Source organism: Rhodoferax sp. MLSD5-FHT05B10 (assembly GCF_058793415.1).
In genome coordinates, this window is sequence record NZ_JBXAFT010000003.1 from 409,806 (window position 1) to 425,044 (window position 15,239).

A 15,239-nucleotide genomic window follows, 5' to 3' on the forward strand; every position below is an offset into this window, starting at 1 on the left:
AGTTTCCTCCCGTGATTTGTTATATGTGCCTGATTTATATCAGCCCTTTCTCGCGTCCAGTCGACGGTCATAACAAATAAGACAAATTCGTCACTCAGTTGCCTACTTTGAGCCTTCCATGCCAATGTCCGCTCCTGGCCCGAAGCGGGTACTGTCGATTATTTGACGAGCACCCGCTATCTGCCAGTAGCAGCCGCTACTAGAAATTCAACGACCGACTCTCACACGATTTCGATGACGAGGTGCGGATCAAATTGCGGGTTTTCGTTTACACCGTTCTTGGCATATCCGCGTGGGTTGCAGACTACGCGGGTGCCGTTTAACTCGTAGTCAAAACTGTCGTGCGTGTGACCGTGTATCCACAAGTCAACACGCGCCCCGTCGATCAGCCGTTCGGCATCGGAGACAAAGCAGGCGTTCAAGGGTGAATTCGCAAACCTCGGATGAATGCTTTTCGGTGAAGGCGCATGGTGCGTGATGACGACCGTTTTGCCAGCGAATGGCGCGGCCAACTCTTTCTCCAGCCAGTTCGCGTGTTGGGCAAACTGCTCTGCGGACGCAACCGGCGTGAACATTGCATCTGACGTTTCGTCCATGCGAATTCTGCTGAAATCACGCATAAAACCCTGGGCTTCGCTGATGGCCACTTCGCGCTGCGCCCCATCTCCAAACAAGCGGAAATCGGTCCAGAGCGTTGTTCCAAGAAAACGTACACCATCGATCACAACGGCATGGTTGTCGAGTACCCGAATACCACTGGAGCCACACAACTGTTTCAGTTCTTGAACCGTTGAAGCAATACTGCCGCCGTAAAACTCGTGATTGCCTGGCACGTAAAGAATGGGTTTATCGAACGCGCTGGCCCACGCAATGGCTTCTTTGGGGCGGGCAATGTCGCCCGCGAGAATGACAACGTCCGCATCCGTTTGCGGCACCTCCAATGCCGCAACGTTCAAGTGGAGGTCAGAAAGAACATGAAGCTTCATGGATTGCCCCGTTCATTGGCACCCGCTCCAGAATTAACCCAGCTGCAGCCGCGCCCGCGCTGCTGCGTATTCGCGCTTGAGCTGCGCCACAAACTCGGCCGCGCCTTGCACCTTGTTGATGACGCCGATGCCCTGGCCGCAGCCCCAGATTTCCTTCCAGGCCTTGGCCGAACTGCCGCCAAAGTTCATCTTGCTGGGGTCGCTCTCGGGCAGGTTCTCCGGGTCCAGGCCGGCAGCGCGGATGCTGGGCGCCAGGTAGTTGCCGTGCACGCCGGTGAACAGGTTGCTGTAGACAATGTCGTCCGAACTGCCCTGCACGATGGCCTGCTTGTAGGCCTCGGCGGCGCGGGCCTCCTCGGTGGCGATGAAGGCTGAGCCGATGTAGGCAAAGTCGGCACCCAGGGCCTGGGCCGCCAGCACGGCGTCGCCGGTGGAGATGGAGCCCGACAGGGCCAGAGGGCCGTCGAACCACTGGCGGATCTCCTGCACCAGTGCAAACGGGCTCTTGGTGCCCGCATGGCCGCCGGCACCCGCAGCCACGGCGATCAGGCCGTCGGCGCCCTTCTCGATGGCCTTGCGGGCGTGCTTGTTGTTGATGACATCGTGCAGCACCACACCGCCGTAGCTGTGGGCGGCGGCGTTGATTTCTTCGCGTGCGCCCAGGGACGTGATGATGATCGGCACCTTGTACTTCACGCACAGGGCCATGTCGTGTTCCAGGCGGTCGTTGCTCTTGTGCACGATCTGGTTGATGGCAAAGGGCGCAGCCGGCTGGTCCGGGTGGGCCTTGTTCCAGGCGGCCAGGCCTTCGGTGATCTCGATTAGCCACTCCTCCAGCTGCTCGGCCGGACGTGCGTTGAGCGCGGGCATGGAGCCCACCACACCGGCAATGCACTGCGCAATCACCAGCTTGGGGTTGCTGATGATGAACAGGGGTGAACCGATCACCGGAAACGGCAGGCGGTCAAGGGGCGCGGGAAGCTTGGACATGGTGTCTCCTCGTCAAGAAATGGATGAAATATGCCTGTAGCCCCCGCATCTATTGCGCAGGTAGCTACAGTTTCAATAGCAGATAAAACGCTGCGCCGGAATCAGAAAGCGTCCAGCGGCAGTGCGGTCACGCTGTCGGCACCGTCCACAATGCTGTCGCGCAGGCCGGGGGCCTTGCTCAGCAGGTGGTCGGCATAGAACCGCGCCGTGGTGATCTTGGCCTGCATGAAGGCGGCATCGGTGCCGGCCGCCAGCTGCTCCTGCGCTACCAGCAGGGAGCGGCCCAGCTGCCAGCCCGCCATCAGGTTGCCGGCGAGCATGAGGTAGGGCACGCTGCCCGCAAACACCGCATTGGGGCTGGCCTTGGTGTTGCCGGCCACAAAGTTCACCACGTCCAGGAAGGCTTCGCGGGCGGCTTTCAGGCGCTTGGCCATGGCCACTGCGTCGGCCGTGCCGCTCTTGAGAAGTTCGGCTTCGGTAGTTTCGATCTGCGTCGCAATGCCCTTGGCCGTCTGGCCGCCGTCACGCGCGGTCTTGCGGCCCACCAGGTCATTGGCCTGGATGGCGGTAGTGCCTTCGTAAATGGTCAGGATCTTGGCGTCGCGGTAGTACTGGGCCACGCCGGTCTCTTCGATGAAGCCCATGCCGCCGTGCACCTGCACGGCCAGCGAGGTCACTTCCAGACTCATCTCGGTGCTGTAGCCCTTGATCAGCGGCACCATGAATTCGTAGAACGCCTGGTTGGGCTTGCGCACCTCGGCGTCCGGATGGTGGTGGGCCGCGTCGTAGGCGGAAGCCGCCACGCTGGCCATGGCACGGCAGCCTTCGGTATAGGCGCGCATGGTCATGAGCATGCGGCGCACATCGGGGTGGTGAATGATGGGGGCGCTGGTGCTCATGGAGCCGTCCACCGGGCGGCTCTGCACGCGCTCGCGGGCGAAGGTGGCGGCCTTCTGGTAGGCGCGCTCGGCAATGGCAATACCCTGCACGCCCACGCCGTAGCGGGCGGCATTCATCATGATGAACATGTATTCCAGGCCACGGTTTTCCTGGCCCACCAGGTAGCCGATGGCGCCGCCATGGTCGCCATACTGCAGCACGGCGGTGGGGCTGGCCTTGATGCCCATCTTGTGCTCGATGGAGACGCAGTGCACGTCGTTGCGTGCCCCCAGGGAGCCGTCCTTGTTGACCATGAACTTGGGCACCACAAACAGGCTGATGCCCTTCACGCCTTCGGGCGCGCCCTGCACGCGGGCCAGCACCAGGTGGACGATGTTCTCGGCCATGTCGTGCTCACCCCAGGTGATGAAGATCTTGGTGCCGAACACCTTGTAGGTGCCGTCGGGCTGGGGTTCAGCGCGCGAACGCACCATGGCCAGGTCGGAGCCGGCCTGGGGTTCGGTCAGGTTCATGGTGCCAGTCCACTTGCCGCTCACCAGATTGCCCAGGTAGGTGGCCTTGAGCTCGTCGGAGCCGGCCGTCAGCAGGGCTTCGATGGCGCCGTCGGAGAGCAGCGGGCACAGCGCAAAGCTCATGTTGGCCGAGTTCTGCATTTCGCCGCAGGCTGCGCCAATGGTCTTGGGCAGGCCCTGGCCGCCGAAATCCACCGGGTGCTGCAAACCTTGCCAACCACCGTCCACAAACTGCTTGAAGGCTTCCTTGAAGCCAGGGGTGGCGGTTACTGTGCCGTCTTTCCAGCTGGAGGGGTTCTTGTCGCCTTCCCAGTTCAAGGGGGAGAGAACGCCTTCGTTGAATTTGGCCGCCTCTTCCAGCACCGCCTGCGCGGTATCCAGGCCGGCATCTTCAAACCCCGGAATTTGGGCGATCTGGTCGATCTGGGCCAGGTGTTCGATGTTGAACAGCATGTCTTTGACGGGGGCGACGTAACTCATGGGAACTCTCCAGAAGGAAACTTTAAATAACAGACGGCTTGTTCACGCAGCGGGCGCAGGCCTGCGCCCGACACGCGAAAAAAAAGGGCATCGCACGCGATGCCCTTTTCATGGCAGGGCTCAGAGCGCCGCAACCAGCTCGGGAACGGCGGTGAACAGATCGGCTTCCAGGCCGTAATCCGCCACGCTGAAGATTGGCGCTTCGGGGTCCTTGTTGATGGCGACGATCACCTTGGAGTCCTTCATGCCGGCCAGGTGCTGGATGGCGCCGCTGATACCGCAGGCCACGTACAACTGGGGCGCCACGATCTTGCCGGTCTGGCCCACTTGCCAGTCGTTGGGGGCATAGCCAGCGTCCACCGCTGCGCGGGAGGCACCCATGGCAGCACCCAGCTTGTCGGCCAGGGGGGTCATGACTTCCATGAACTTCTCGCTGGAACCCAGCGCGCGGCCACCGGACACGATGATCTTGGCAGCGGTGAGTTCGGGGCGGTCGTTCTTGGCAATTTCAGAGCCCACGTAGGCGGACTTGGCGCTGCCCACGGCAGCTGCCAGGGTTTCCACGGCAGCCGAGCCGCCGGTCGCAGCCGCCGGGTCAAAGCCCGTGGTCCGCACGGTCACCACCTTGACGGCGTCGGCGCTTTGCACCGTGGCAATGGCGTTGCCGGCATAGATGGGGCGCTCGAAGGTATCGGCGCTGTCCACCTTGGTGATGTCGGAGATCTGGCCCACGTCCAGCTTGGCCGCCACGCGGGGCGCCACGTTCTTGCCCGATGCCGTAGCGGCAAACAGGATGTGGCTGTAGTTGCCAGCAACGGCCAGCACCTGGGCCGCCACGTTTTCGGCCAGGCCGTGCGCGAAGGCTTCGTTGTCGGCATGCAGCACCTTGCTCACGCCGGCGATTTGCGCGGCGGCGGCAGCGGCAGCGGCGGCATTGCTGCCGGCTACCAGTACGTGCACGTCACCACCGCACTTGGCGGCAGCGGTCACGGTATTGAGGGTGGCACCCTTGATGGATGCGTTGTCGTGTTCGGCAATTACGAGAGCGGTCATGGGTTTTCCTTAGATGACTTTGGCTTCATTCTTGAGCTTGGCAACCAGCGTGGCGACGTCGGGCACCTTGATGCCGGCGCTGCGCTTGGGTGGCTCCACCACTTTGAGGGTCTTGATGCGCGACGACACATCCACGCCGAGTGCTTCGGGCGTCACGGTGTCGAGCGGCTTCTTCTTGGCCTTCATGATGTTGGGTAGCGTCACGTAGCGCGGCTCGTTCAGGCGCAGGTCGGTGGTGATCACGGCGGGCATGCTCAGCGACAGGGTTTCGGAACCACCGTCGACTTCGCGGGTCACGACGGCCTTGCCGTCAGCAACTTCCACCTTGCTGGCAAACGTGGCCTGGGGCAGGTCCGCCAGCGCAGCCAGCATCTGGCCGGTCTGGTTGCAGTCGTCGTCAATGGCTTGCTTGCCCAGGATGATCAGGCCGGGCTGTTCTTTTTCCACCAGCGCCTTGAGCAGCTTGGCAACGGCCAGCGGCTGCAGGTCTTCGGCGGTTTCCACCAGGATGGCGCGGTCAGCGCCGATGGCCATGGCCGTGCGCAGGGTTTCCTGGCATTGCGTCACGCCGCAGGACACGGCGATGACTTCGGTGACCACGCCCTTTTCTTTCAGGCGAACCGCCTCTTCCACGGCGATTTCGTCAAAAGGGTTCATGCTCATCTTGACGTTGGCGATATCCACACCGCTTCCGTCCGACTTGACGCGGACCTTCACGTTGTAATCGACCACACGTTTAACCGGTACCAGGACTTTCATTACTGCCACTCCAGATAGTTACAAATTGGTTCTTCTACTTGACGTACACGTCAACTGTCTGATTCTATGCGGCGACGCCCCATCAGGGTGTCGCCTGAGTCGCAATCTCCGCAAAAAGCACAAAATAGAACGACCGTGCTTTTTTGAATTATACCTGTGTGGTACGGTAACGCAACCGCAAAAATACTTGACCCGCGTCAACCTTGCGCGCGAACCAAGCCACTAGTATGCCCCCATGGCCAGCCCGCCCGTGGGCCGGTTGACCCGAACAACGTCCTGCCCCATGCCACCTACCACTGCAAAAACTTCCCCAGCGGCACGTAAAACCCAACGCAAGCCTGCGTCCTCCACGGCCCCCGTCACTGCCCGCTCCAGCGTGCGCACCGTGGCACGGGGTGACCGGGCCCCCTCTACCCGCCCACGCAGCCTGGAGAAATTTGTAACCACGGAGGCCACACAAGCCGCGCAAGAGCAGCAAGTTGAGGCCGCACTCTCCCTGCTGACGGCCGACGGCAAGCCGGCAACCCGCGCCCAGGCCCTGCGGGCCCTGCTCGAAGGCGCTTCGGCCGACGACCGCCGGGCATTGCGCACAGCGCTGCTCGACCCGCACTCCGAGGCCGCACAAGGCCGTCCCAACCCGGACGACGAGCTGGCCGGCGACTGGCGGGAAGGTGGCTATCCCTACAAGAACCTGCTGCGGCGCAGCGTCTACGAAAAAGAAAAATTCCGCCTGCAGACCGAGCTGCTCAAGCTGCAGGCTTGGGTCAAGGAAACCGGACAGCGCGTGGTGATCCTGTTCGAGGGACGCGATGCCGCCGGCAAGGGCGGCGCCATCAAGCGCTTCATGGAGCACCTGAATCCACGTGGCGCCCGCGTGGTGGCCCTGGAAAAACCGTCGGAAACCGAACGCGGCCAGTGGTACTTCCAGCGCTATGTGCAGCACCTGCCCACACGCGGCGAGATCGTGCTGTTTGACCGCTCCTGGTACAACCGGGCCGGCGTGGAGCGCGTCATGGGCTTTTGCAGCAACGAGGAGTACACCGAATTCATGCGCCAGGCCCCGGACTTCGAGCGGCATCTGGTGCGCAGCGGTGTGCACGTCATCAAGTTCTGGTTCAGCGTCAGCCGCAAGGAACAGCGCCGCCGCTTCAAGGAACGCGAAGGCCATCCGCTCAAGCAGTGGAAGCTCAGCCCCATTGACGTGGCCTCACTCGACAAGTGGGACGACTACACCAAGTCCAAGGAAGCCATGTTCTTCGAGACCGACACGGCCGATGCGCCCTGGACCGTCATCAAGAGCGACTGCAAGAAGCGCGCGCGCCTCAACGCCATGCGCTACGTGCTGCACAAGCTGCCCTACAACAAGGACCTGGAACACATCGGCAAGCTCGATCCCCTGATCGTGGGCCGGGCCCATGTGGTGTACGAGCGCGGCGAGAAGACCGGCGCCATCCTGTAACGCTCAGCGGGTGTGCACCACCCGCTGCGGGTACGGAATGTCAATCTGGTGCGCGCGCAGCGCCGCCAGGATGGCGCGGTTGATGTCAGAGCGCAGGTTCAGCTGCCCCTTCTCCACGTCGCGCACCCAGTACCCGAGCGTGAACTCCAGCCCGTCGGCGCCAAACGCCGACAGGTACGCCGCTGGCGCGGGATCGCGCAGCACCCGCGCCTGCTCCAACGCCGCCTGCTGCAGCAGCTGCACCACCAGGTCCACGTCGCTGTCATAACCCACCGACACCACCGTGCTCTGGTGCAAGTGCGGGTCGGCCAGGGACAGGTTTTCGACCCGGCTGGTGATCAGCAATTCGTTGGGCATGATGGATTCGCGCCCACCCGTGGAGCGCACCACGGTGTAGCGGGCGTTGATCTGGGTGATGACGCCCTCGAAGCCGTCGACCCGCACGGTGTCTCCGATGCGCATGCTGCGCTCGGCCAGGATCACAAAGCCGCTGATGTAGTTGGCCGCCAGCTTCTGCAGGCCAAAGCCGATGCCCACGCCCACGGCCCCCCCCAGCACGGACAGGGCCGTCAGGTCGATGCCCACCGCCGACAGGGCCAGCAGCAGACCGACGAACATCAGCAGGGCCCGCGTGGCGTTGCTCACGGCCTTGCGCAGCGACAGCTCGCTGCCCGTGGCCGAACGCAGCAGGCGCGCTTCCAGCGCCGAAGAAATCCACAGTGTGATGATGAGCACCGCCCCCGCCGTGAGCAGCCCCTCGATCAGGTTGCGCACCGACAGCGTGGCGCCTCCCACCTTCCAGGTGATCTGGTCCAGTTCGTTCAGAATCACCGGCAGCAGCCCGCTGACCCACAGCACCATGGCCAGCCACGCCAGCCACGAGATGGTGTGCTCCAGGCTGCGCGCCCAGCGCGCCTCGGCAAAGGCGGCGCGCAGCACCTTGACTCCCACACGGATGACCACCAGCGACACCAGCACCGGGATTGCCACCTTGAACGCCGCAATCGGCATCAGCTTGTCCAGGCCGGCACGGGCCACGTAGCCCAGGCACAGCAACACCAGCGGGAACAGGACCCCGTCCATGCCCCGCTTGCCAAACCAGATGGAGCGCGCCTCCTGCAACCCCAGCGCCCGGCGCAATAGGGCCACCAGCCCCCAGGCCAGGGCGACACAGACGGCCAGTACCAGCAGCTCCACCAGCACCGAGGGCTGTGTGAAGGCCGCCAGCCAGCCCTGGAGATCGTCAATCGGCTGGGGTGCAGGCATCCGGACCGGGCTGGTCATCACACATCAGCCAGCACACGGATGTGGGCTTCCACACTGCGGCCCAGGGCGCTCAGGCTGTAGCCCCCCTCCAGGCAGGACACGATGCGGCCCTGCGCGTGGCGCTGCGCCACGTCCTTGATGCGCTGGGTGATCCAGGCGTAATCCGCCTCGACCAGGCCCATCTGGCCCATGTCGTCTTCCCGGTGGGCGTCAAACCCGGCGCTGATGAAGATCATCTCCGGCTGGTAGGCCTCCAGGCGCGGCAGCCAATGGGTTTCGATCAGCTCCCGTATCTGCGGGCCCTTGGTGTAGGCCGGCACCGGCATGTTCACCAGGTTGCTCGCCTGCGAAATGGCACTGTCCATCGGGTAGAACGGGTGCTGGTAGAAGCTCACCATCAGGATGCGCTGGTCCCCCGCCACGATGTCTTCCGTGCCGTTGCCGTGGTGCACATCAAAGTCCACGATGGCCACGCGCTTCAAGCCGTGGCGCTCCAGCGCGTAGCGCGCGGCAATGGCCACGTTGTTGAAAAAGCAGAAGCCCATGGCCTTGTCATGGCAGGCATGGTGGCCGGGCGGGCGAATGGCGCAGAACGCGTTGGCCAGCTCGCCGGCCATCACGGCGTCGGTGGCAGCAATGGCAGCACCGGCCGAGCGCAGGGCCGCGTCCCAGGTGTAGACGTTGATGGAGGTGTCCGGGTCGATCTGTGCATGGGGCGGTCCGCCGGCTGCAATGTCCTCGCGCAGACTGTCGGTCAGGCCCCGCAACGCGGCCACATGCATGCGGCCGTGGGCCAGTTCGATGTCGGCAATGGGTGCCTGCGGCGCCTCCCGATGGTCCAGCGCGTCGCCCACGCCGCTGATCAGCAGACGGTCGTCGATCGCGTCCAGGCGCTCGGGGCATTCCGGGTGGCCGGGGCCCATTTCATGTTTGCGGCAATCGCGGTGGGTAAAGTATCCGGTCTTGTTCACCAAAGCACTCGCCTATCAAAATTTCGGGTAACGTCGTGCCATGGATGCACAACTCAAACTTCAATCGTTGCTGGCCCAGCTTAACACGGTGATCGTGGGGAAATCCTTACAGATCCAGGACTGCGTGGCCTGCCTGCTGGCTGGCGGGCACCTGCTGATTGACGACGTGCCCGGCGTGGGCAAGACCACGCTGGCCCACGCGCTGGCCCGCACCTTCGGGCTGCAGTTCTCGCGCGTGCAGTTCACCTCGGACCTGATGCCCAGCGACCTCTCCGGTGTGTCCATCTACGAGCGCGGCAAGGAGGCGTTCGTGTTCCACCCGGGCCCCATCTTCGCGCAGGTGCTGCTGGCCGACGAGATCAACCGGGCCAGCCCCAAGACCCAGAGCGCCCTGCTGGAAGCCATGGAGGAAAAGCAGGTCACCATCGAGGGCGAAACCCGCCCCCTGCCCCAGCCCTTCTTCGTCATCGCCACCCAGAACCCGCTGGACCAGCTGGGCACCTACGCCCTGCCCGAATCGCAGCTGGACCGTTTCCTGATGCGCATCTCGCTGGGCTACCCCGACCGCGCCGCCGAACGTGCGCTGCTGGCCGGCCAGGACCGGCGCGATGTGGTCGAACGCCTGCCCAGCCTGCTGACGCAGGCCGAGTTGCAGCAGTTGCAGCAGCAGGTGCTGGCCGTCCACGCCGCCGAGCCGCTGCTGGACTATGTGCAGGACCTGATTGCCGCCACCCGGTCGGGCCAGTGGTTTGTGCAGGGCCTGAGCCCGCGCGCCGGCATTGCCGTGGTGCGGGCCGCCAAGGCGCAGGCCTTGCTGAGCGGGCGCGATTACGTGGCCCCCGACGACGTGCAGGCCATCCTGCCGCAGACCATTGCCCACCGGCTGATTCCGGTCAGCGACGCCGGGCGCGGCGCCGACGAGCAGGTGCGCGCCCTGCTGCAGGCCGTGCCCCTACCCTGATGGGCCTGAGAAAACGCTTTCAGGTCTGGTTCCAGTCGCGCCTTCCGCTGCGCGACAGCACCCGGCTGACGCAGCGCAACGTCTACATCCTGCCCACCGCCCCCGGCTTCATGCTGGGCGCCACCCTGCTGGTGCTGCTGGTGGCGTCCATCAACTACCAACTCAACCTGGGCTATGTGCTGACCTTCCTGCTGGCCGGCAGCGCGCTGGTGGGCATGCACGTGGGCCACGGTACGCTGCGTGGCATCACTATGCATTTGATAGCGCCTGACGCAGTATTTGCGGGTTCTAACGCCACCATTGGCATCAATATCCTGAGCCAGCGCAAATCGGTGCGTCACGGCATTGGCCTGGCCGTGCTGGGCACCGACCACTGGAGCTGGACCGATGTGCCGGCCCAGGGCAGCAGCCGGGTGCATGTGGCCTTTCTGGCACCGCACCGCGGCCTGCACCCTGTGCCCGCCCTCACCGCGGAAACCCGCTTTCCGCTGGGCACCTTCCGGGTCTGGACGGTGTGGCGCCCGGCCGCGCAGGTGCTGGTCTACCCGGCACCGGAAAAGCACCCGCCCCCCCTGCCTGCCGGCGAGCCCCGCGCCGGCGCCAGCGCCACGGTGCACCGGCAAAGCACGGGCGAGTTTGATGGCGTGCGCGCCTACCGCCGGGGCGACCCGCTGAAGCGGGTGGTGTGGAAAAAAGCCGCCAAGACCGACGAGCTGGTCAGCCGCGATGCCCAGCAGGTGCAGCGCTTTGAGCTCTGGCTGGATCTGGCGCGCACCGGCATCGCCGGCGGCGCGACCGCCACCGAGGCCCAGCTTGCCCGCCTGTGCGCCTGGGTGTTGCAGGCCGACAGCCTGGGCCTGCAATACGGCCTGCGCCTGGCCGGCACCGAGATTGCCCCCGGCAGCGGGCCCACCCACCGCAAAGCCTGCCTGCAGGCGCTGGCCCTGTACTGAGGCCCCGCCATGCTGCAAAGCCTCAAGACCCTGCCCCGCGACGCGCGCGACACCCTGTTCCTGCTCACCGTCATCGGCTGGATCATCGCGCCCCAGGTCAACAACCTGCCCGTGTGGTGCAGCGCCATGGCGGCCCTGGTCTTGCTGTGGCGCGGCTACATCGCCGTGCGGGGCGACAGCCTGCCCTCGCGCTGGTGGCTCACCGGCCTGCTGGTGCTGGCCACCGCTGCCACCTTCGCCAGCTACCGCACGCTGCTCGGGCGCGACGCCGGCGTGACCTTCATCGTGGTGCTGCTGGCCCTCAAGACGCTGGAAATGCGGGCCCGCCGGGACGCCTTCGTCATTTTCTTCCTCGGCTTTTTCACCCTGCTGAGCAACTTCTTTTTCTCGCAGAGCCTGCTCACCGCCGCGGCCATGCTAGTCGGGCTGCTGGGCCTGCTGACGGCCCTGGTCAACAGCCACATGCCCGTGGGGCGCCCGCCCCTGGCGCAGGCCGCCCGAACGGCCGGCTGGATGGCCCTGGCCGGTGCCCCCATCATGGTGGTGCTGTTCGTGCTGTTTCCCCGCGTGGCGCCACTGTGGGGCGTGCCCAGCGACGCCATGAGCGGGCGCAGCGGCCTCTCGGCCAGCATGCAGGTGGGCACCATGGCCAACCTGGCGCTCGACAGCAGCGTGGCCATGCGCATCCGCTTCGACGGCCCCGCGCCACGCCAGAGTGCGTTGTACTTTCGCGGCCCCGTGCTCTCCACCTTTGACGGGCGCGAGTGGCGCCCCCTGCGCTCGCTGTTTCCGCCCCGCATGCAGCCCGCTGCCGACCTGCAGGTGCAGGGCGAGCCCGTGCGCTACCAGGTCACGCTGGAAGCCAACAACCGGCCCTGGCTGCTGGTGCTCGATGCCACCCCCACCGCGCCCACGGTCAGCGGCTACACGCCCAGCATGACGGCCGACCTGCAATGGGTGACCGAGCGCCCCATGTCCGACTTGGTGCGCTACAGCGCCCAAAGCTACACGGCCTTCCGCCATGGCCCCACCCGCCTGGTGGCCGGCCTGCAGGACTACCTGGAGCTGCCCGCCGGCTTCAACCCGCGCACCCGGCAGCTCGCCGCCGAGATGCGCAGCGACCCGCGCTACGCCCGTGCCGACGCGACCGCCCTGGTGGCCGCGATCCTGGAACGCCTGCGCACCGGTGGTTACACCTACACGCTGGAGCCCGGCGTGTATGGCACCCACACCGCCGACGAGTTCTGGTTCGACCGCAAGGCCGGCTTTTGCGAGCACATTGCCTCCAGCTTCGTGCTGCTGGCGCGCGCGTTGGACATTCCGGCGCGCATCGTCACCGGCTACCAGGGCGGTGAAAGCAACAGCGTCGACGGCTTCTGGACCGTGCGTCAAAGCGATGCCCACGCCTGGGCCGAGGTGTGGATCGCCGGCCAAGGCTGGACGCGTGTGGACCCCACCTCCGCCGTGGCACCCGGGCGCACCGGCACCCTGCTGCGCCTGGAGGCGCCCCGCAACGTCTTTGCCCAGGCCCTGAACACCGTCAGCCCGCGCTTCGCACTGAACCTGCGCGCCCTGTGGGACGCCGCCAACAACCGCTGGAACCAGTGGGTGCTGAACTATTCGCAGAGCAAGCAGCTCAACCTGCTGCGCAACCTGGGCTTCGAGTCCCCCAGCTGGGAAGACCTGAGCTACGTGCTGCTGGCCCTGGTGGTGCTGGCCAGCCTGCTGGGCGCGGCCTGGACGCTATGGGAACGCCACCACCAGGACCCCTGGCTGCGCCTGCTGCACCAGGCCGCCCGGCGGCTGCAGCGCGCCGGTTGGAGCGTGCCCGCCAACGCCTCCCCCCGCCAGCTCGCCGCCCTGGTGCGCCCCGACACCGCGGCCGGCGATCCGGCGGCAGCCCGGCTGTGCGACTGGCTGCTGCGCCTGGAAGCGTGGCGCTACGCCCCCCGGCCCGGAGCGGCGCACTTGGGTACACTGCAGCGAGAATTCCGGCAGCTCTCCTGGCCGCAGCGCCCCTCCCTACCGCCCCATCGCCCGTGACACGCAAACTCCTCCCGATTGCTACATTTTTAATAGCACTCTGCGCAATGAATACGCAGGCTGCAACCCCAAAACAGTCCAAAAAAAAGGCTGCTCTGTCCCACGCGACGGCCAACGCCACCGTCCGCCATGGCAAGCACGCCAAGGCCATCCGGCACGTTGCCAACCGGGCTGATGCCGTCGGCCCCCTGTATGCCACCCGCCCCGAGGTGCTGCAGATCGCCGACGACATTGCCGCCCGGCGCGACCTGGACCGCGAGTGGGTGCGTCAGGCCATCGGCCATGCCCGCTACCAGCCCGCCGTGGCCCGCGCCATCACCCCTCCACCGGCCGGCGTTCCCAAGAACTGGGCGCTCTACCGCAGCCGCTTCATCGACCCGGTGCGCATCAAAGCCGGCGTGAAGTTCTGGCAGGACAACCGCGCCGCACTGGAACGCGCCGAGCAGGAGACCGGTGTGCCCGCCAGCATCATCGTCGGCATCGTCGGTGTGGAAACCATCTACGGCCAGCAGACCGGCACCTACCGGGTGATCGACGCGCTGAGCACGCTGGCCTTTGACTTCCCCGCCGCGCACCCCCGCGCGGCGCAGCGCGCAGCCTTCTTCCAGTCGGAGCTGGAGGCCTATCTGAGTCTCACGCACCGCACCGGGACCGACCCGCTGGCCCTGCGCGGCAGCTACGCCGGCGCCATGGGCCTGCCCCAGTTCATGCCCTCGAGCTGGAGCAAGTACGCGGTCGATTTCGATGGCGACAGCCGCATCGACCTGTTCCACAGCGCGGCCGACGTCATCGGCTCGGTGGCCAACTACTTCAAGGCCTTCCACTGGCAGCGCGGCATGCCCACCCACTATGCTGCGCGCCTGCCGGCAACCGGCGTGGACAAGGCCGCCCTGCTGGCGCCCGACATCGTTCCCACCTTCACGCCCGCCGCGCTCGCAGCCGGCGGCGTCGAACTCGACCCCGCCGCCCTGCAGCACGCCGGCCCGCTGGCCCTGGTCGAACTGCAAAACGGCGACGCCCCGCCGCTGTATATCGCAGGCACCGAGAACTTCTACGCCATCACCCGCTACAACTGGAGCGCCTACTACGCCCTGGCCGTCATTGAGCTGGGCCGGGAAGTGGCTGCGGCGCTGAATCCCCCCCTGGAAACACCGGCGGGTACCGTGCCAAAATAGGCCATGCCCGCCGACACCACCCCTCCCACCGCAGCGTCTGCCGCCGCCGACCGGCCGGAGGAAGACGTCACCACCACGCTCTACCGTGCGGCCATCGGCCCGATCAACACCGACTACTACCTCACCCGCTTCAACCGCTTTGAAGCTGCCGACCGGGCCGGCCCGAGCTGGAACTGGGCCGCCGGCCTGTGCACCCTGAACTGGCTGGCCTTCCGCCACCTGGGCGGCGCCGCGCTGACCTATGTGGGTGCGCTGGTGGGGCTGGCGCTGATGGTGTTTGGCATTGGCAGCCTGGTGTTCCAGTTTTCCGAGGGCGTGCTGGTTGCGCTGGCACTGGTTTTCGGGGCCCTGGCCTTCATCGTTCCCGGCCTGTTCGGCACGGCAGCGTTTCACATCCAGTGCCGCAAGCGAATGGCCAAGGCCCTGGCCGACCACGCCAACATCGCCGATGCCTGCGCCGCCCTCACCGCCCAGGCCAGCACCCGCCGGCGTATGGGGTGGCTGGCGCTCATCAATGCCATGCTGCTGGGTGCTGCAGTGGGCGTGTACGCCGTGTTTGCCAGCCTGAACGCGCTGACCCATAACCCGGCCGCCCTGGGCGAGCCGCGCAACGTGGCCGTGGGCCGCACCACGCAAGCCCCGCTGAGCCAGGCGCCCGCCTCGGAGCCGGCCGCTGCACTGGCCACACCGCCAGTCGCCCCGGCTTCCGCACCGCAGGCCCCGTCCGCAGC

The 15,239-nt window shown here is 65.8% G+C and carries 12 protein-coding genes and 1 pseudogene; 6 read left to right on the top strand and 7 right to left on the bottom strand.

Annotated features, from left to right (window positions below):
* Positions 1–221 precede the first annotated feature (221 nt).
* The 5 genes from AC1Q5W_RS07135 to AC1Q5W_RS07155 form a co-directional block, all read right to left on the bottom strand.
* Positions 222–986 carry a metallophosphoesterase gene (locus AC1Q5W_RS07135; RefSeq protein ID WP_492643440.1) on the bottom strand — a complete coding sequence of 255 codons (765 nt, stop codon included), beginning with the start codon at positions 984–986 and terminating at the stop codon, positions 222–224.
* Positions 987–1,019: 33 nt separating this feature from the next.
* Positions 1,020–1,976 (bottom strand): NAD(P)H-dependent flavin oxidoreductase, encoded by a 957-nt coding sequence (locus AC1Q5W_RS07140; RefSeq protein WP_492643441.1) that lies wholly within the window; start codon positions 1,974–1,976, stop codon positions 1,020–1,022.
* A gap of 101 nt (positions 1,977–2,077) precedes the next feature.
* Positions 2,078–3,868: an acyl-CoA dehydrogenase gene (locus AC1Q5W_RS07145; protein ID WP_492643442.1), complete on the bottom strand. Its 1,791-nt coding sequence runs from the start codon at positions 3,866–3,868 to the stop codon at positions 2,078–2,080.
* A 120-nt stretch (positions 3,869–3,988) separates the two neighbouring features.
* On the bottom strand, positions 3,989–4,921 hold the full coding sequence (locus AC1Q5W_RS07150; RefSeq protein ID WP_492643443.1) for an electron transfer flavoprotein subunit alpha/FixB family protein: 933 nt from the start codon (positions 4,919–4,921) through the stop codon (positions 3,989–3,991).
* Between the two features lie 9 nt (positions 4,922–4,930).
* Complete coding sequence (locus AC1Q5W_RS07155) at positions 4,931–5,680, bottom strand: electron transfer flavoprotein subunit beta/FixA family protein (RefSeq protein WP_492643444.1); 750 nt, start codon at positions 5,678–5,680, stop codon at positions 4,931–4,933.
* 283 nt (positions 5,681–5,963) lie between these two features.
* Here AC1Q5W_RS07155 and ppk2 point away from each other — a divergent pair, with 283 nt between their 5' ends.
* Entirely contained in the window at positions 5,964–7,139 is a 1,176-nt protein-coding gene (ppk2, locus tag AC1Q5W_RS07160) for a polyphosphate kinase 2 (RefSeq protein WP_492643445.1), read from the top strand.
* 3 nt (positions 7,140–7,142) lie between these two features.
* Here the strand turns inward: ppk2 and AC1Q5W_RS07165 are convergent, their stop codons facing one another.
* On the bottom strand, positions 7,143–8,423 hold the full coding sequence (locus AC1Q5W_RS07165) for a mechanosensitive ion channel family protein (RefSeq protein WP_492643446.1): 1,281 nt from the start codon (positions 8,421–8,423) through the stop codon (positions 7,143–7,145).
* A complete protein-coding gene (locus AC1Q5W_RS07170) occupies positions 8,423–9,376 on the bottom strand; it encodes a histone deacetylase family protein (protein ID WP_492643447.1) in 954 nt (317 codons plus the stop codon). Before AC1Q5W_RS07170 ends, AC1Q5W_RS07165 begins: the two co-directional genes overlap by 1 nt.
* 40 nt (positions 9,377–9,416) lie before the next feature.
* Between AC1Q5W_RS07170 and AC1Q5W_RS07175 the strand changes: the two genes are divergently transcribed.
* The 5 genes and pseudogenes from AC1Q5W_RS07175 to AC1Q5W_RS07195 form a co-directional block, all read left to right on the top strand.
* A complete protein-coding gene (locus AC1Q5W_RS07175) occupies positions 9,417–10,337 on the top strand; it encodes an AAA family ATPase (protein WP_492643448.1) in 921 nt (306 codons plus the stop codon).
* The gene (locus tag AC1Q5W_RS07180; protein WP_492643449.1) at positions 10,337–11,290 is read left to right on the top strand and encodes a DUF58 domain-containing protein; all 954 of its coding nucleotides are present in this window, start codon (positions 10,337–10,339) and stop codon (positions 11,288–11,290) included. Before AC1Q5W_RS07175 ends, AC1Q5W_RS07180 begins: the two co-directional genes overlap by 1 nt.
* 9 nt (positions 11,291–11,299) lie before the next feature.
* On the top strand, positions 11,300–13,333 hold the full coding sequence (locus AC1Q5W_RS07185) for a transglutaminase TgpA family protein (RefSeq protein WP_492643450.1): 2,034 nt from the start codon (positions 11,300–11,302) through the stop codon (positions 13,331–13,333).
* Between the two features lie 47 nt (positions 13,334–13,380).
* On the top strand, positions 13,381–14,508 hold the full coding sequence (mltB, locus tag AC1Q5W_RS07190) for a lytic murein transglycosylase B (RefSeq protein ID WP_492643451.1): 1,128 nt from the start codon (positions 13,381–13,383) through the stop codon (positions 14,506–14,508).
* Positions 14,509–14,511: 3 nt separating this feature from the next.
* Positions 14,512–15,239 (top strand): annotated as a pseudogene (locus AC1Q5W_RS07195) (SPOR domain-containing protein); the annotation flags it as partial.